Origin of the sequence: Chryseobacterium cupriresistens (genome assembly GCF_046614675.1) — a bacterium.
Classification (GTDB): Bacteria; Bacteroidota; Bacteroidia; order Flavobacteriales; family Weeksellaceae; genus Chryseobacterium; species Chryseobacterium cupriresistens.
Map to the genome: position 1 here is coordinate 306012 of NZ_JBKKJT010000005.1, position 16022 is coordinate 322033.

At 36.3% G+C, this 16022-nt stretch carries 17 protein-coding genes; 6 read left to right on the forward strand and 11 right to left on the reverse strand.

The annotated features are described in order from the left end of the window. The first annotated feature begins 114 nt into the window (after window positions 1-114). Complete coding sequence (locus ACLI50_RS15850; RefSeq protein WP_131437230.1) at window positions 115-711, forward strand: superoxide dismutase; 597 nt, start codon at window positions 115-117, stop codon at window positions 709-711. A gap of 71 nt (window positions 712-782) precedes the next feature. Here ACLI50_RS15850 and ACLI50_RS15855 read toward each other — a convergent pair whose 3' ends face one another. Together ACLI50_RS15855 and ACLI50_RS15860 are read right to left on the reverse strand one after the other, a co-directional pair. Further along, a complete protein-coding gene (locus ACLI50_RS15855; protein WP_202841755.1) occupies window positions 783-1202 on the reverse strand; it encodes a DUF6146 family protein in 420 nt (139 codons plus the stop codon). A 52-nt stretch (window positions 1203-1254) separates the two neighbouring features. Next, entirely contained in the window at window positions 1255-2445 is a 1191-nt protein-coding gene (locus tag ACLI50_RS15860; protein ID WP_411414198.1) for an endonuclease/exonuclease/phosphatase family protein, read from the reverse strand. Window positions 2446-2691: 246 nt separating this feature from the next. Here ACLI50_RS15860 and ACLI50_RS15865 point away from each other — a divergent pair, with 246 nt between their 5' ends. The 3 genes from ACLI50_RS15865 (at window position 2692) to ACLI50_RS15875 (ending at window position 7659) form a co-directional block, all read left to right on the forward strand. Further along, window positions 2692-5568 (forward strand): carboxypeptidase regulatory-like domain-containing protein, encoded by a 2877-nt coding sequence (locus ACLI50_RS15865; RefSeq protein ID WP_411414199.1) that lies wholly within the window; start codon window positions 2692-2694, stop codon window positions 5566-5568. Window positions 5569-5594: 26 nt separating this feature from the next. Beyond that, the gene (locus ACLI50_RS15870; protein ID WP_411414200.1) at window positions 5595-7019 is read left to right on the forward strand and encodes a DUF5689 domain-containing protein; all 1425 of its coding nucleotides are present in this window, start codon (window positions 5595-5597) and stop codon (window positions 7017-7019) included. 142 nt (window positions 7020-7161) lie between these two features. Continuing rightward, complete coding sequence (locus tag ACLI50_RS15875; RefSeq protein WP_202841751.1) at window positions 7162-7659, forward strand: DUF7336 domain-containing protein; 498 nt, start codon at window positions 7162-7164, stop codon at window positions 7657-7659. 60 nt (window positions 7660-7719) lie between these two features. On the opposite strand, the gene ACLI50_RS15880 is transcribed toward ACLI50_RS15875, so the two are convergent. The 6 genes from ACLI50_RS15880 to ACLI50_RS15905 all read right to left on the reverse strand — a co-directional run bounded on the left by ACLI50_RS15880 (window position 7720) and on the right by ACLI50_RS15905 (window position 12177). Continuing rightward, complete coding sequence (locus ACLI50_RS15880; protein ID WP_110008398.1) at window positions 7720-8271, reverse strand: inclusion body family protein; 552 nt, start codon at window positions 8269-8271, stop codon at window positions 7720-7722. A gap of 276 nt (window positions 8272-8547) precedes the next feature. Beyond that, the gene (locus ACLI50_RS15885; protein WP_227941116.1) at window positions 8548-9018 is read right to left on the reverse strand and encodes a DUF6702 family protein; all 471 of its coding nucleotides are present in this window, start codon (window positions 9016-9018) and stop codon (window positions 8548-8550) included. 58 nt (window positions 9019-9076) lie between these two features. Then, window positions 9077-9829: an LOG family protein gene (locus tag ACLI50_RS15890; RefSeq protein ID WP_110008400.1), complete on the reverse strand. Its 753-nt coding sequence runs from the start codon at window positions 9827-9829 to the stop codon at window positions 9077-9079. An 8-nt stretch (window positions 9830-9837) separates the two neighbouring features. After that, window positions 9838-10551: a nucleotidyltransferase family protein gene (locus ACLI50_RS15895; protein WP_330744985.1), complete on the reverse strand. Its 714-nt coding sequence runs from the start codon at window positions 10549-10551 to the stop codon at window positions 9838-9840. A gap of 92 nt (window positions 10552-10643) precedes the next feature. After that, window positions 10644-11051: a RapZ C-terminal domain-containing protein gene (locus tag ACLI50_RS15900; protein ID WP_330744986.1), complete on the reverse strand. Its 408-nt coding sequence runs from the start codon at window positions 11049-11051 to the stop codon at window positions 10644-10646. A gap of 106 nt (window positions 11052-11157) precedes the next feature. Then, window positions 11158-12177, reverse strand: coding sequence for an aminoglycoside phosphotransferase family protein (locus ACLI50_RS15905; RefSeq protein WP_411414201.1), 1020 nt, complete (start codon window positions 12175-12177; stop codon window positions 11158-11160). 227 nt (window positions 12178-12404) lie between these two features. Between ACLI50_RS15905 and xrtF the strand changes: the two genes are divergently transcribed. Both xrtF and ACLI50_RS15915 read left to right on the forward strand, forming a co-directional pair. Continuing rightward, a complete protein-coding gene (xrtF, locus tag ACLI50_RS15910) occupies window positions 12405-12935 on the forward strand; it encodes an exosortase family protein XrtF (protein ID WP_202841743.1) in 531 nt (176 codons plus the stop codon). Next, a complete protein-coding gene (locus ACLI50_RS15915; protein WP_411414202.1) occupies window positions 12922-13371 on the forward strand; it encodes an exosortase F system-associated membrane protein in 450 nt (149 codons plus the stop codon). Before xrtF ends, ACLI50_RS15915 begins: the two co-directional genes overlap by 14 nt. Before the next feature lie 8 nt (window positions 13372-13379). On the opposite strand, the gene ACLI50_RS15920 is transcribed toward ACLI50_RS15915, so the two are convergent. The 3 genes from ACLI50_RS15920 to ACLI50_RS15930 form a co-directional block, all read right to left on the reverse strand. After that, a complete protein-coding gene (locus tag ACLI50_RS15920) occupies window positions 13380-14387 on the reverse strand; it encodes a cation diffusion facilitator family transporter (RefSeq protein WP_202841739.1) in 1008 nt (335 codons plus the stop codon). Between the two features lie 58 nt (window positions 14388-14445). Continuing rightward, window positions 14446-15438, reverse strand: a complete 993-nt coding sequence (locus tag ACLI50_RS15925; RefSeq protein WP_062673335.1) for an aspartate-semialdehyde dehydrogenase — start codon at window positions 15436-15438, stop codon at window positions 14446-14448. Between the two features lie 66 nt (window positions 15439-15504). Further along, window positions 15505-15936 carry a hypothetical protein gene (locus tag ACLI50_RS15930; protein ID WP_034691532.1) on the reverse strand — a complete coding sequence of 144 codons (432 nt, stop codon included), beginning with the start codon at window positions 15934-15936 and terminating at the stop codon, window positions 15505-15507. Window positions 15937-16022: the final 86 nt, after the last annotated feature.

The following is a 16022-nucleotide window of genomic DNA, read 5'->3' on the forward strand; positions in this document are numbered from 1 at the left end:
TAATTCATTCTAAATCAATATATCAATGTTAAAGATTTATTAAAGTAATCCAGAATCCTTGATAATCCCTTAAATATTGGCTAATTTTGAATTATAACATTAAAAATAAAGATTATGTCATTTGAATTACCAAAACTAGGATATGCATACGATGCATTAGAGCCAACGATCGATGCAAGAACTATGGAAATCCACCATACAAAACACCACCAGGCATATATTGACAATTTAAATAAAGCAATTGAAGGAACTGAACTAGCAGGAAAAACTATTGAAGAAATCTGCCAGACAGGAACTGATAAACCAGCTGTAAGAAATAACGGAGGAGGTCACTTCAACCATTCTTTATTCTGGGAAATTTTAACTCCCGGAGGAAGCAAAGAACCGGTAGGAAATGTAAAAGCTGCTATTGAAAACTACGGAGGTTTTGATAAATTCAAAACTGATTTTTCTGAAGCTGCTAAAACAAGATTCGGTTCAGGATGGGCTTGGTTGGTAAAAAATGCTGACGGTTCCGTATCTGTTTCTTCTACGCCAAACCAGGACAACCCGTTAATGCCTGTAGCAGACGTTAAAGGAACTCCTGTTTTAGGATTAGATGTTTGGGAGCACGCTTATTACTTAAACTACCAAAACAGAAGACCAGACTATGTTTCTGCATTCTTCGATGTAGTAAACTGGGATAAAGTAGAAGAATTATTCAATAAATAATTTTCAGCTATTATAAAAATGAAAAGGTTCAGAATTACTCTGAACCTTTTTTATTGACTATGCTTTAAAATTTACCTTATCGCATCACTTCCGGATAATCCATTTAATCTTAGCTTATACTTCCAGTTTACATAGACAAAAACCTGGTATAATTTATATTCAAACTTGATCCCGTAATTTTCCTTGGGATCATAATCTATCCCCGATTCTATAATATTTCTGTATCTGCCGGAATTATAATAACTGTTCCATTCGTTGACCAAAAAAGTATTTTTTGTCTTGAGATAAGATTCTGAGTACTGGCTGATCGGTTTGGCAACAGCATTTATAAAATAATCAAATTGGGTATCTATAACGGTAAGGTCCCATTCTCCGTCTTCATTTTTAGAAGGCTTCATTTCATGCTGCTCTTTATCTTTCTTCGGCGTTTCCTGAGAAAAGCAGCTGAAAGGTACCAATGCAATCATTACTAATAAAATAATATTTTTCATGACACAAATATTTTATATAAAAAAAGCACTCCAATAAGAGTGCCTAAATTTTTTATGGTTCTTTCTGAAGAACTACAAATGCCGGGAAGTGATCACTGTAGCCTCCTGTGAACTGGTCTCCATTCCAGGATCTGAAAGGATATCCTTTATAATTTCCTTCTTTATTAACGAGATAAGCCGGGGCAAAGATTTCTGTTTTATACACAGAATATTCTTTATTCACCTGATCTGAAATTACATTTTTAGAAACAATAATCTGGTCAAAAAGGTTAGGAGCGTCCTGATAAGCCAGAGAAGCAACTCCTTTCTTATATAAAGGATACATCAGATTAAGATAAGGTGTTTCCTCGCTTAAGTCTTTTGGATTCGCCTGAGCTTTCAGGTGGTTTTTTAAACTTGGGCTTACAGGGTCATCATTAAAGTCACCCATTGCGAAAAGCTTCGTCGTTGGGTCTGCAGCTCTTACACTGTCCATTTGTTGTTTTAATAAGGCTGCAGCTGCATTTCTTTTAGGTAGAGAAATGGCTTCACCACCTCTTCTTGAAGGCCAGTGGTTCATGAAAAATGCTACTTTTTCATTATCTAAAAATCCTGTTACCACAAGGATATCTCTTGTATATTCTCTTCTTCCGTTGTCACCGTAAATAACCAGTTCTTTTTTTAATGAATTGGTAGGGGTGAATCTTCTTTTCTGATAGATCAGTGCTACGTCGATTCCTCGGTAATCATAAGAATTGTAGTGTATAATTCCGTAATCATATTTTTTTAAGGCAGGTTCATTCACAAGATCCTGGATTACCTGTCTGTTTTCAACCTCAATCAAGCCTACTACTGCCGGAGCTGTTTTGGTATACTGAGCTCCCATTTCAGAAATTACCTTAGCTTCGTTAGCCAGTTTTGCTTTATAAATTTTACTTCCGTAATTCTTTGGGCTTTTTGGGGTAAATTCTTCAGAACCCCCTTGTTCTCTTACTACTTTTTTACCAATTAAAGCCCCGTCACTCCATGGCCCGTCATATTTTTCAGCTTCAAGAAACTTAATAGAATCCATAGGAATACTTCTGTGGAATGCCGGATTCTTAATATCCTTGGTTCCGTCTATATAATCTGCTGAACGAATAGTATCCCAAAGGTTTTCTACATTTAAGAAACCTACGGTTGCTACTTTTCTCAGTTTTCCTTGTTGTTGGGAGAATGCCACGATCGAAATAAACAGGGCAAACAGACTTGAAAATCTCTTCATCTCTTTGGAGTTTTATTATTCTATTATTACAAATTTACTTTTTTTTAACTCACTGCGTTTTAAATATTTGTAAATTTAAAAGCAGTAATTCGAATCTCTCTTTTATAATGATTCTTAAAAGATTGCAATGTTAAGAAAAAAATACGTTAAAAAAGTTCTGGATTGCAAAATTTGTTTAAATTTGTGCCCCCAACTTTTAAACTGTTGAAAATTAACAATAAAAGTATTAAAAAAATAAATATACTCATGATTAAAAAATTATCATTGATCTCTTTATTTACCTTGCTGCCTGCGTCATATTATTATGCGCAGACAACAGTGTTTGCGTATCTTAAGGATGCGGAAGGCAAGCCCGTTGAGCAGGCAAGTGTAGATTTAAAAGGAGCAGGAAATGATGCAAAGGCAGACAAAATCGGATATTTCCAATTTACGGATTTGATGCCCGGACATTATCAGATTATGGTTACAAAACCCAATTTTGAAACTAAAATTTTTGAATTTGACGTAACCAGTGATGAGAAAAGAAAAGATCTTGGAGTAATTACTCTTTATTCTGCATTAAATGGTGCAGATCAGGGGTTGGCTATCATAGAAGATTCTGGGGAAAGCGATAGCGGTGGTGCACAGCAGACTGCAACTGTGGGGCTATTACAGTCATCTCAGGATGTTTTCAACAGAATGGCAAGTTTTGATTTAGGTCCCTACTGGTTCCGTCCAAGAGGAATTGACAGCAGAACAGGTGAAAATATGATCAATGGAGTTTCTATGGCCGCTGCAGATAATGGAGATGTAGACTTCAGCACTTGGGGAGGATTGAACGAAATTACCCGTTACCCGGAAATTGCAGCTAATCATGCCCCTTCAGAATATGCTTTCGGAGGAACTACCGGAGTTTTTTATAAGAATACAAAAGCCAGCGAATACAGAAAAGGAAGTCAGTTGACATACTCTCTGACCAACAGAAATTACAGGAACAGACTATCTTACAGATTCTCTTCCGGAATGAACAAGAACGGATGGGCATTTACCGGAATGATTGCCAGAAGATGGGCACAGGAAGGGATCCAGGATGGTACTGCTTATGATGCATACAGTGGATATCTTGGTATTGAAAAAAAATTCAGTGATAGCCATACCATGACTTTAAATGCCATTGGGTCCAAATATGCAAGAAGCTCTTCAAGTCCAAGTACCCAGGAAGTATACGACTTCAGAGGTGTTCATTACAACTCGTATTGGGGATGGCAAAACGGAGATAAAAGAAATGAAAGAGTGAAAAGAGGTTTCCAGCCGATGATTCAATTGCAGGATTTCTGGAAAATCAATAAAAACTCTCAGTTATGGACGTCTGTTTCTTACCAATTTGGGAAAGAATACAGCTCAAGACTGGACTGGTACAGAGCCAATAACCCGTCTCCAACGTATTACCGTAATCTACCAAGTTATTGGTTAAACTATACAAATCCGTCTCCTGAGCAGGCTGCCAACATCGGAATCACAAGAGACTGGTGGACCAATGATGACCAGTCACACACACAGATCAACTGGGATAATCTTTATAATGCCAACCGAAATGTAGAATACAATGCATTATTGGGCGGAAGAAGAGCTGCTTATTATCTTGTAGATGATGTGAAAGACGATAAAGTATGGAATGTGTCTACCCACTATACTTATAACTTCACCGATACTTCCCGTTTTATTTTAAATTTATCTTATCAGAATTACAGATCTGAACAGTATAGAGAAGTAAATGATCTTTTGGGTGCTGATTTTGCCCTGAATATGGACCCGTTTGCATCCAACACCACTGCAGGAAGTGTCTGGGGAAAATTCAATACAAGAGAAAGCGATACTGATGTTGCCAAAAGAGAGGGTGATAAAATCGGGTACAGCTATATTTTCAGAAGACAGGAATTCAAAATAAACCCCGCTTTCAAATTCTCCACAGGAAAATTTGATGTTTTCATCTCGGGATTATTCGGTTACACGACAAACAGCAGAGAAGGATTGTTCCAACACTATCTGTATGAGTCTTCTTATGGTAAAGGTGCAGATCAGAACTTCTGGAATGCAGGCGTTAAAGGTCAGGTTACTTATAAAATCAATGGAAGAAACTTCCTGGTTTATAACGGAGCTTACTTCTCGCAGTCTCCTTTCCTGAATGATATTTACTTTAATACAAGAGTAAGTGGTGTTACCACTCCTGGTATCAAAAATGTTGTTGTTGATGCCAACGACCTGAGCTATGTAATCTCTACTCCGATTGTTAAACTTAGACTGACCGGTTATCTTGTTAACACCCAAAACGAAACAAGTGTACAACGATATTTCGCACAGGGAGTTAAACTGACAAACCTTACTGAGAGTGGTGATCAGGCTCCGGTTCAGGATGGTGCTTTCATTACGCAGGTACTGGCAGGAGCCAATAAGAGAAATATGGGGATTGAACTGGGTGCACAGGTAAAAGTGACGCCTACTTTAACGGCAAGTGGTTTATTAAGCTTAGGACAGTATACTTATACTAATAATCCTACCGTTTATTTTGCATCTGATGCTGTTGGAACGTTCAGAGAGCTTGACGGGAACGGAAATATCGTTTCAAGATCTTATACCAATATGGGCGAAGCAACGCTTAAAAATTACAGACAGGGCGGAACTCCTCAGGAGGCATATACTTTAGGTCTTCGTTACAGCAGTCCTAAATACTGGTGGGTAGGAGCAACATGGAACTATTTCGGGCATTCATTCTTGGATCCATCTCCGGTAACCAGAACCGCAAGATTCTATACCAATCCTAACACACCTGGAGTTCCTTATGATCAGGTAAATGATGAAGAACTTGCAAGAGTTCTTACGCCTACAAAGCTTCCTTCAGCATTCTTCTTCAATGTTAATGCAGGGAAGTCCTGGATAATAGGTAAGTATTATGTATTGGTGTCTGCATCGGTTAATAACATCCTTAATAACAGAAATTATATTACAGGAGGATTTGAGCAGACCAGAAACGTTAACTATATTGATTATGCGAATGATTACGACAGCGGAAATATGGTATTCGCTCCAAAGTATTGGTATAATCAGGGTAGATCTTATTTTGTTAATCTTCAATTCAGATTCTAAAAAACTAAAATTAAAAATCGAAAACAATGAAAAATATATATTTTAAAGCGGCGATCTTTAGTGCTATTTCAATGCTGGCATTCTCGTCTTGTGTAAAAACTGATGATTATGAGGTGCCAGAAATCAAATGTACCAACAAATTTGCTGCAGCTAATCACCCGTTAACTGATCTTGCTACTATTGCAAAGGCAAAACCAGGTGAAGCCGATATCATTAAGGAAGATTTCATCGTAGAAGCTTATGTCTCTTCAAGTGATGAGTCTTCAAATCTTTACAAAATGATGTTCCTTCAGGATAAACCTGAAAACCCGACACAAGGGATTGAAATTGATATCGATGGGGGAAATCAGTATCTTGATTATCCTATTGGAGCTTTAGTAAGAATCAACCTGAAAGGATTGATCGTTCAGGGAGTTAATGGAAACATTAAAGTAGGTTCTTATGACCCTAACTATCCTATTGGAAGAATCAACCCTAATAAATTATCCAATTACATGGCAAGAGTTTGTGACGGACAAAAGCCTGTAGTAGCTGCAATGAAGCCATTAGAGTTCAACTCTATCTCTGATGCTTTGAAAAACGGTGCTCATATCAATCAGCTTGTAAAAATTAAAAATGTTCAGTTTGAAGAGCCTGAACTGACCAAAAATTTTGCTGACGAATCTGCAACAGGTGATCGTTATATTACGGATAAAAAAGCAGGTAGATTAGATCTTCGTTTCAGCAACTATTCAACTTTTGCGAAATCTCCTATCTCTCCTAAATATGAAAAAAGTGGTGATATCGTTCTTCTTCTGAGCCGTTTTACAAGCTCAAATAACGCAACGGTTTTCACAGATCAGGCTTATATAAGAGATCTTAATGATATTAACTTCCCGAATGCCAGATTCACTCCAGGTCAGCCGGAACTTCCATCTGCTAATGCTGTCAATCTTTTCCCGAGCTCTGATTTCGAGAACTGGCCATCTTTCCTGTCAAGTTTAAATAGCTTTGGGCTTATCTCTTATGCATCTCAAGGTATTGGTTTGGGATATAATGATACAAACTCCCTTCAGATTAAAGGTACACCTGGTAACAATGACTATGTATTTACAGCGAATGCGGCATCAGGAATACCAGCAGCTCCGAAGAGAATTACAATGTATATTAAAGGGACCGCATCAGGAAAATCACTTTCTTTCAACGTATACAGAGCAACACCGTTGGCTCCTAATACCTCTGCTTTCTATACATTCAATTTAGCAACATTCTCTACAGGTGCTACTTTAAGCCCGGAAAGTACGAATTCATATAACGGATCTATCAATACGAACGGACAATGGAGACTGATTGAGCTTACGCTTACAGGCCTTACCGATCTTAATACTACCGCTGGAAAACCAATGTTTGCCCTTAAAACAGGAAAAGACGGTGTGTATGATCTTCAGATTGATAATATCAAAATCGAGTAATTCATTAGGATAAAATATATTCTAATACACACTTTATAAAAATCGGGCAGCTTTCAAGCTGCCTGATTTTATTTTAATAGTGGATATTAAATCAATTAAGGATTTAATACTTTTATCTCTAAAAAACAGAAACTATATTAAGATGGAATATTTCATTTATGCATTAAATCATACTTACACCGATGAATCTCATACAGATACTAAATTTCTTGGATTTTCTAATAGTATTGAAAACTTAGAAAAGTTGAAAGCCAAAGCAATTGTTCTACCTGGATTTAGAGATTATCCCGAATCATTTGTTACCGATTGTTATATTCTGGATAAGATACATTGGAATGAAGGATTTCTGGAGGTCATTGGTGAAATTGGACGTGACTACATTGAAAAAGGTGACGACATAGATGCCAACTGTATTTCAATAAAAGAATTAGGCTTAAATACGGTTTTCAGTGTCAGCCATTATTATACAATACATACTTTTCTGGATGACGAAAGATATATCGGAGTATTTTCATCTTTAAAAAAAGCAGAAAAAGCTATTGAAGAACTGAAAGACAAGCCTGGTTTTAAAGATCATCAGAATGATTTTAATATAAGTGAGTTAGACCTTGATATTCTTTTATGGTCTACGGGATTTTGAGATATTAAAAAGCAAAAACCACTGAAGTCTATCTAGATGCAGTGGTTTTTTTATTTTCTTTTATTTAACCGTAATCGTTGGATCCCAGTAAAAGTAACCGTACAGAATCTGTTTGTTACTGTCATTCGGATCTAAAATATAAAGTCCAAACTGTACATAGAAATTCTCTGTTCCTGTAGCTTTTACTTTAGAATCGATACTCGCAAAAGTAATATCAGCGCTGGCGGCAGGAAGACCGTTTTGAGAATTTAAATTAGGTACCGCAGCCTGTCTTCTTTCAACAGAATTGTACATAAAGCTGTTAAAAACCTGATCACCGGACCAGTATTTAATATTGTAGATGATCACAGCATCATCAGAATTTTGATAGATTGATGTTCCTCTGAAAGAAACTATATCTCCGGCTCTCGCACTGAAGTTCAGATCAGCTGTGCCCTGTCCGGAAATAGCGTTGGCATTTGAAACGATCATATGCTGGCTGTTATGATCAATTCCTGTAGGATTATTAGGATCCTTACTTGGATTTGGATAAGTAGATCTTACATAATCTGTGTCAATAACGATCAGGACATCAATTTCCTGACTGGATGATTTTAGTTCTATATCTTCCATGATATTTAGTTTTTGTCTGGTGTTTCTTACTCGTCTGGCTTTTCAGATTCCGCCCCGTTATTTAAGTGAATCCGGCTTCACTTTCCTGGTTGTAATTACAATACAAATGTACATTGCTGAAAATGAAAATAGTAGAGTGGAAATGCTGAAATTTTTGATTAGGTATTTGTACTTAATTAATCTCTTTGTAGTGATTTTTTGTCAGCCCAAAAAAATACCCTGAAAAATTTGACTTTCCAGGGTACCCATTTTATAATGGTTAAATCTAATTTTCGTTTAAAAAGAAACCTCGTTCACTTCTTTTCCTCTCTGAAAATTCATTGTTTTCTGGCTGCCTTTATAGGCAATGTTGACAATGTTGATCTGCTTAGGAAAAGCGCTTAAAAGGATCGTATTTTTAATCTTTAAGGTATTGATATCCGAAACACCTCCGGTTTCAAAATATACCCATACAGTTTCTCCGCTGACCTGACTTCCTGTGAAGGTAATCGTTTTAGGAGAGCCATTGACAAATACATCAAAATTATTGTTCACATATTTTTTTACCTCTGCTTCAAATCCTGCCGTATTAGGGTTGATTTTAATAGCGTCAGAGATATGGCTTGTATTCATTTTTGTGGTAAACTTCAATGTCTTGCTTCCATCAATATAGTCCACTTTGGTCATTGAAGAGAAAAAGTCTACATACATAAAACTCATTAACACAAAAAATGTTAAAATTCCTGATATATATAAAAGTTTTTTCATCTTAATTAATAGATTTACAATCATAGTTGTTCGTTATAAGTCACAAATAATATGCCAATTAAAAATTTACATTCACAGAATACTTGTCATAAAATGCTTTAATATGTGCTACAGCCTCATCAGCAGTATCTACCACACGATAAAGTTCAAGATCATCTTCGGCAATCATTCCTTCTTTTAACAGAGTTGCCTTAAACCAATCCAGTAATCCTCCCCAGAATTCGCTTCCCACTAAAACGATTGGAAATTTTCCAATTTTATTGGTCTGAATCAGTGTCATCGCTTCCGTGAGTTCATCCAGCGTTCCGAATCCTCCAGGCATTACTACGAATCCCTGAGAGTATTTTACAAACATTACTTTTCTCACGAAAAAGTAATCAAAATTCATGGAATAAGATTTATTGATATAAGGATTGAAATGTTGTTCAAAAGGCAGATCAATATTAAGTCCTATAGATTTTCCTTTGGCATTAAAAGCTCCTTTATTCCCCGCTTCCATGATCCCCGGGCCGCCTCCGGTAATAATTCCGAAACCTAGCTTGGTAATCTTTTCAGCAATATCTACAGCCATTTCATAATATTTGTTCTCCGGCTTTAGTCGGGCAGAACCAAATATAGAAACACACGGACCGATTTTAGCCAGTTTTTCATAGCCGTCTACAAATTCAGCCATGACCTTAAAGACCATCCAGCTGTCCTTGGTGATTGTTTCATCCCAGGTTTTCTGTCTGAAACTGTTATGTAGTTTTGTTTCGTTAATATCAAGTTCCGGATTTATTAAGCTTTCATCTCTGGTTTCATCAATTTCCATTGCAAAATTTATTTAAAGTGTTTTTCGGCTTCTATTACGGATGATGGTCTTCCAACGTCAATAAGAATACTGTCATGTACAAAACCATGTATGTGCTCGGTTTGCATCAGATCCAGATATTCTTCCATAACAGAGAATTTGCCTGTTCTTTTTATTTTTTCAAAGATGACAGGATTGATACAATGAATTCCGCTGAAAGCAAGGGCCTTAAAACCTTTATTGAATTCAGCCAGTCTTTGCTCTCCGGTTTGCACATTGAGCCAGCCTCTCAAAACCATATCATCATTGAAAAGGAGTTTTCTCGAACTTTCTCTGTCCGAAACCGCTAAAGTAGCAAAATCTTTTATCTTTTTATGGTATTCCACCAGAGCATTGATATTCAGGTCAGTTAGAATATCAGCGTTCATGATTAAAAAATCTTCTCCGTGATCAAGAAATTTTCTTGCAAATATCAAGCCGCCACCTGTTTCCAGCAGTTCGCTGGTCTCATCAGAGATTTCAATCCTGCACCCGAAATTATTGTTTTTCTTCAGAAAATCAACAATCTGTTCTCCGAAATGATGAATGTTGATAACAAAATCCTTTATTCCGAAGCTTTTAAGGTAATTAATATTTCTTTCGAGAAGCGGAACTTCATTCACTTTTGCCAATGCTTTCGGATGGTGATCTGTAAAAGGTTTCAATCTGGTACCTTTCCCTGCTGCGAAAATTAGAGCTTTCATTTTTTATAATTGATAAATGGTAATTGATGAATGATAATACTTTGTATCATCAATAAATGAAATTAAATCATTTATCAATGATCACTTATCGTTTATTTATTCAGTTGCGGTTGTTCATCGTGTTGAAGGGTGACCTCAGTACCTTCAGGATATTTTTCTTTGATAAATTCTGCAATTTTTATAGCACAATATACTGATCTGTGCTGTCCGCCAGTGCATCCGAAATTAATCTGCAGATGCTCAAAGCCTCTTTCCAAATAATTATCAATATTGATGGAAACGAGAGATTTTACCAGTTCTAAAAACTTTGGCATTTCCGTTTTTGTTTCCAGATATTCCTGAACTCCTATGTCATTTCCGGTCTGGATTTTATATTCTTCAACTCTTCCCGGATTTAAAATTCCACGGCAGTCGAAAGCGAACCCTCCGCCATTTCCTGAGTTGTCTTTAGGGATTCCTCCTTTTTTGTATGAAAAACTGTGTATCTCGATGTGTAGCATATTCTTTTTTATCTTTTTTAAACCATTAAGGTTTATTTAGTTATCTTAAAATTGCTTCGTATTTGCTCAGATATTTTGATCAGTCAGTCTGAGCGGAGCCGAAGACTTATTTATTTATTATTTCCTCAATTTTTTGCTTTGCCTTTTCTGATGTCAGTTGCTGAATTACTTTCTGCAGTTCCGGGTAATTGTTCATCTGTTGCCATGAGTCTGCAAATTGAGTAATATTCTGAATTCCTTGCTCCAGACTGGCCATGAAATGCTGTTTCCTCTGTATCATCCCCCGGAATCCGTAGGCTCCCAAAACTTGCAGAAATCGCATCATTTGTACAGGCATCACTGCATTTCTTAACTGAACCTTTGTTTCAGGATCTTCAAACTGCTCAATATAATATTCCAGCATTTCCTGTTTGAAATCGTCCGGGAAATTAGCTTTTGCCTGAAAAAGAAAAGAGATGACATCATACATCAACGGACCTTTCATTGCCGATTGGTAATCGATGAAAGAGACCTCATTTCTTTCATTCACCATGATATTTCTTGCCTGAAAATCGCGGATCATAATTCCTTTAGGTTCAAGATTTTCAATAAGTACAGCAATTTTTTTGAACTCTTTAAGGAGAGTCGACTTGTTGTATTCAAGCTCCAGAAAATCGGCGACAAAATTTTTAAAGTAATACAAATCATGAATCACAGGAAGTTCATCATAGCTTTCATATTCAAAGGTTCTGGAAAAGTCGATTTTACCCTGGGTCTGCATCTGCAGTTGGTAAAGCTTTTCTAAGGTCTGCTTAACCAAAGATTGTACAGTGGGAGACAAGTGATCTTTTGCAATTACCTCAGAAAGAGTTTGCTGCCCCAAAAATTCCTGGATATACATCTTTCTGTCCTCTGAAACAGCAAGGATGGAAGGAGTATTAAGGCTCAGATCTGAGAATACCTGGGAATAGTAAAGAAAACTTTCATTTTCCGGGATATTTTCATTGTACGTGATAATGTATTTCTCGGTACCGGCAGCGGCCAGAAAATTGACCCTCGCGGATCCGCTTTGAGCTAATGTGACGAATTCGGAAGATTTTTTACCTACATGGTTTTCAAAAAATCGTTTTGCGTTTTCAGAAGTCATAATATGGAACAAATATACTAAATTAACGTGAGTTGGAAATTATAGTGTAAAGAAGTGATTAAGAAGGTGGAAGAGCATGAGAATGGTAGTGTAGAATTTTGATTTTATTGAATGTTTTTATGAAAAATTTTAAGCCTTATAGGTTAAATTGGTTGTTTTTTACTTTTGGTTTTTAACTTTCTTTATTCAAATTCAGGATATTACAGGCTAATTTTTATCTTTGTAGTATGCTGAAAGACTTTAAACCTGTTTTAGGTATTTTATTGCGTTTTATTGTTATCTACCTGGTGTTGCTTTTTGCCTATCAGTTTTATCTGAATAGTGGGAAAGACTCCGGATTGGATTCTTTTTCAAGAATGATTGCCAGTCAGGTAACTTCTCTGCAGAACGCGATAGGTTATCCTACAGAACTTTATGACGATGTAAAGAACGAGCAGGTTTGGTTTTATGTTAAACAGAATTATGTGACGAGAATGGTGGAAGGGTGCAATGCCGTTTCTGTCATCATTTTATTTGTATCTTTTGTTTTTGCCTTTTATAAGGGAATGAAAACTTTTGTTTTTGTGGGAGCAGGACTAGTGTTATTATACATGATAAACCTTTTGAGAATAGTAGGGTTAAATATCGTGATGTCCGACCATAAGGAATATGGAAAGATGTTTCACGATTTTATTTTTCCTGCTATTATTTATGGAAGTGTAGTTGTCCTTTGGCTGATCTGGATTAAATTTTTTGCCTTAAAACATGAAAATTCTTAGCTGGTTTCTGGTGATCGCAGGCGTATGCGGATTGATAGGAGTAAGAGCTTTGGAAGGAACTCTTTTTTATGACCCTTTTTTAGACTACTTTCACGAAGCCAATAAACATATTGAATTCCCTGCCTTCGAATGGGGAAGACTGATTGCTGGTCATGTTTTCAGATTTATTTTAAATCTTTTTTTTTCCTGTCTGATTATTTACGGTTTATTCAGAAATAAAGACTGGACAATACAGGGAGCAGTGATGATGATTGTCGTCTTTGTCATTACATTACCGATTTATCTGTATTGCATTCATAGTAAATTTGAAATAGGATATCTTTTTTCCTTTTATATGAGGAGATTCGTGATTCAGCCATTAATTATACTGCTGATTGTTCCGATGTTTTATTACAGAAAACAGATGATCAGTAAAGAAAGCAGGAAAAAAAGCTAATCTGAATTTTATTCTTCCTCAATAATTGTGTGTTTATCGACACTCGTTACATTTTCCGGAGTCCATTCTACACGTTTGACGAAATCTTTTTCGCGGACAGGGCAGTCCTTGATCTGGCATACCGGGCATGAAATTGGTTTACAGTCATCCATATGAAAATTGAATTCAATCGTACGTTTAATGTTTTTGGCAAGGAGAATAATTACTTTTTCCATTTCATCATGAGCATCACGAAGGTCATAATACCACGGCAGGGTAATATGGGCATCAATATGTAAGGAGGAACCGAATTGCTGGATTTTCATATTGTGCACATCAATCCATTCTGTTTGTCTGTTTTCTTCAAGGATTTTAATCACCTGATTTAATATTTCAGGATCCTGTTCATCCATAATGCCACTCAGAGATTTTCGAACGATTTTATAGCCTACGAATATGATGTAAAGCCCAAAACTTAATGCTACTACAGAATCCAGCCAATAGATTTTGGTGAAGTAAACAATAATTAAACTGGCAACTACTCCGAGAGTTGTAATGGTATCGGACTGAAGATGCTTTCCGGATGAAATAAGAACCAGAGAATTTTCTCTTTCTCCTTTTTTAATAGAGATATATCCCAGCAGATAATTAATAACTGCTGTGGCAGCAATAATCCAGATCCCAAGATCAATTTTGCTTAGCGTTTTCCCTACAATAAGACTATGAATCCCTTCATAAATGATCATAACACCGGCAATAGCGATAAGGGCGCCCTCTATACCCGAAGTTACAAATTCTACTTTCCCATGGCCATAAGGATGGTCTTCATCTTTAGGTTTAGCCGCTAAATGAAGTGAATATAATCCCATAAATGCACTGATGACATTAACGATGCTTTCCATGGCATCAGAAAAAACAGCATCAGAATTAGTCAGTTTCCAGGCAATGATCTTTCCGATAAAAAGGATGATTCCAAATGTGGCAATAAGCTTTTGAAATCCTATTTTCTCTTTGTGGGTACTTTTCTGGGTGTTCATATAAGTGTTTGATAAAAAAAAGAATCTCAATTCTGAGACTCTTTTTTATTTTGTTAGTTTATACTAAGTTGTTTGCTACCAGGTATTCTGCAATTTGTACAGCGTTTGTTGCTGCTCCTTTCCTCAGATTGTCTGCAACGATCCAGAGGTTGAGCGTTTTAGGCTGTGACAGATCTCTTCTGATCCTTCCAACGAAAACTTCGTCTTTTCCTTCTGAATAAAGAGGCATCGGGTAGTGGTTGTTTTTCACATCATCCATTACAATGACACCAGGAGTTTCAGATAAGATTTTTCTTACTTCATCCAGTTCGAATTCATTTTCGAATTCAATGTTTACACTTTCAGAATGTCCTCCCTGAACCGGAACTCTCACAGCAGTTGCTGTTAAGTTAAAGGTATCGTCTCCTAAAATTTTCTTAGGTTCCTTCATCAGTTTGATCTCTTCTTTCGTGTAATCATCATCAGCAAATACATCACAGTGTGGCAATGCATTTTTGAAGATCTGATATGGATATACTTTTTCAGTAGTTTCATCTCCGCTGATTTCACCGTTTAACTGGTCTACAGCAGCTTTACCCGTTCCTGTTACAGACTGGTAAGTAGAAACGATTACTCTTTTTAAATCATATTTTTTGTTCAATGGCCCAAGAACCATTACCAATTGAATGGTAGAACAATTCGGATTTGCGATGATTTTATCTTCTTTTGTTAAAACATCAGCATTGATTTCAGGAACGACTAATTTTTTGTCAGGGTCCATTCTCCAGGCAGAAGAATTATCAATTACTGTTGTTCCTGCTTCTGCAAATAAAGGAGCGAATTCAAGCGAAGTAGATCCACCTGCAGAGAAAATAGCAATATCCGGTTTGGCAGCTATAGCGTCCTTCATGCTTACGATGGTAAATTCCTTCTGTTTATACTTCACCTTCTTGCCTACAGATCTTTCGGATGCTACCGGAATTAATTCTGTTACAGGGAAGTTTCTCTCCTCCAAAACTTTAAGCATAACTTGTCCAACCATTCCTGTTGAACCTACTACAGCTACTTTCATTGATTTAAATAAAAATTTAAGATTAAACTATTTATAAATTATAACGCATATAATTTTTTTGTCTTTTTATGCCCCAAAAACTCTTGTCCAAGGGAATGCAAATGCAAATAAACCTACTGCAATAAGTCCCATAATTACTACTCCTAAAGAAATAGTATCATTGGATTTTACTTTTTTGTTGACAATCGTCATCAAAACTGCCGCAATAAGCATAGAGAACGGATGTTCAACATATTGGAATCTCAATGCCGCATTTTTCATTACTTCTCCCATATTTAATCCTTTGCTGAACGTGGTGATCAGCATAATGATTCCCAATAAAAACTGAACGTGGAAGAAAATCATCGTGAAAAGCGTTGTTTTCTTCAAAAATTTGTTCACTTTTCCACTGAAACCGAACATGGTAGCCAAAAGTGCAATGACAAATAATGTTACCAAAAGAATTTCAAGATACCCGAAACCTTTATGGGCATTAAGTAAAATGTTGTAAAAATCCATAATCCTATTTTTTTGTACACAAAGATAACAAAAATCCCGGCTCAAAGCCGGGATTGATATTGAGAAAATCTAATATTGTGATATTA

Bases quoted from the DNA above. Each gene is read 5' to 3' on its own strand.
- ACLI50_RS15865 (WP_411414199.1), top strand. From the start codon at position 2,692: ATGATTAAAAAATTATCATTGATCTCTTTATTTACCTTGCTGCCTGCG.
- ACLI50_RS15880 (WP_110008398.1), bottom strand. From the start codon at position 8,271: ATGGAAGATATAGAACTAAAATCATCCAGTCAGGAAATTGATGTCCTG.
- ACLI50_RS15930 (WP_034691532.1), bottom strand. From the start codon at position 15,936: ATGGATTTTTACAACATTTTACTTAATGCCCATAAAGGTTTCGGGTAT.
- ACLI50_RS15905 (WP_411414201.1), bottom strand. From the start codon at position 12,177: ATGACTTCTGAAAACGCAAAACGATTTTTTGAAAACCATGTAGGTAAA.
- ACLI50_RS15850 (WP_131437230.1), top strand. From the start codon at position 115: ATGTCATTTGAATTACCAAAACTAGGATATGCATACGATGCATTAGAG.
- ACLI50_RS15870 (WP_411414200.1), top strand. From the start codon at position 5,595: ATGAAAAATATATATTTTAAAGCGGCGATCTTTAGTGCTATTTCAATG.
- xrtF (WP_202841743.1), top strand. From the start codon at position 12,405: ATGCTGAAAGACTTTAAACCTGTTTTAGGTATTTTATTGCGTTTTATT.
- ACLI50_RS15925 (WP_062673335.1), bottom strand. From the start codon at position 15,438: ATGAAAGTAGCTGTAGTAGGTTCAACAGGAATGGTTGGACAAGTTATG.
- ACLI50_RS15920 (WP_202841739.1), bottom strand. From the start codon at position 14,387: ATGAACACCCAGAAAAGTACCCACAAAGAGAAAATAGGATTTCAAAAG.
- ACLI50_RS15895 (WP_330744985.1), bottom strand. From the start codon at position 10,551: ATGAAAGCTCTAATTTTCGCAGCAGGGAAAGGTACCAGATTGAAACCT.
- ACLI50_RS15855 (WP_202841755.1), bottom strand. From the start codon at position 1,202: ATGAAAAATATTATTTTATTAGTAATGATTGCATTGGTACCTTTCAGC.
- ACLI50_RS15875 (WP_202841751.1), top strand. From the start codon at position 7,162: ATGGAATATTTCATTTATGCATTAAATCATACTTACACCGATGAATCT.
- ACLI50_RS15885 (WP_227941116.1), bottom strand. From the start codon at position 9,018: ATGAAAAAACTTTTATATATATCAGGAATTTTAACATTTTTTGTGTTA.
- ACLI50_RS15915 (WP_411414202.1), top strand. From the start codon at position 12,922: ATGAAAATTCTTAGCTGGTTTCTGGTGATCGCAGGCGTATGCGGATTG.
- ACLI50_RS15890 (WP_110008400.1), bottom strand. From the start codon at position 9,829: ATGGAAATTGATGAAACCAGAGATGAAAGCTTAATAAATCCGGAACTT.
- ACLI50_RS15900 (WP_330744986.1), bottom strand. From the start codon at position 11,051: ATGCTACACATCGAGATACACAGTTTTTCATACAAAAAAGGAGGAATC.
- ACLI50_RS15860 (WP_411414198.1), bottom strand. From the start codon at position 2,445: ATGAAGAGATTTTCAAGTCTGTTTGCCCTGTTTATTTCGATCGTGGCA.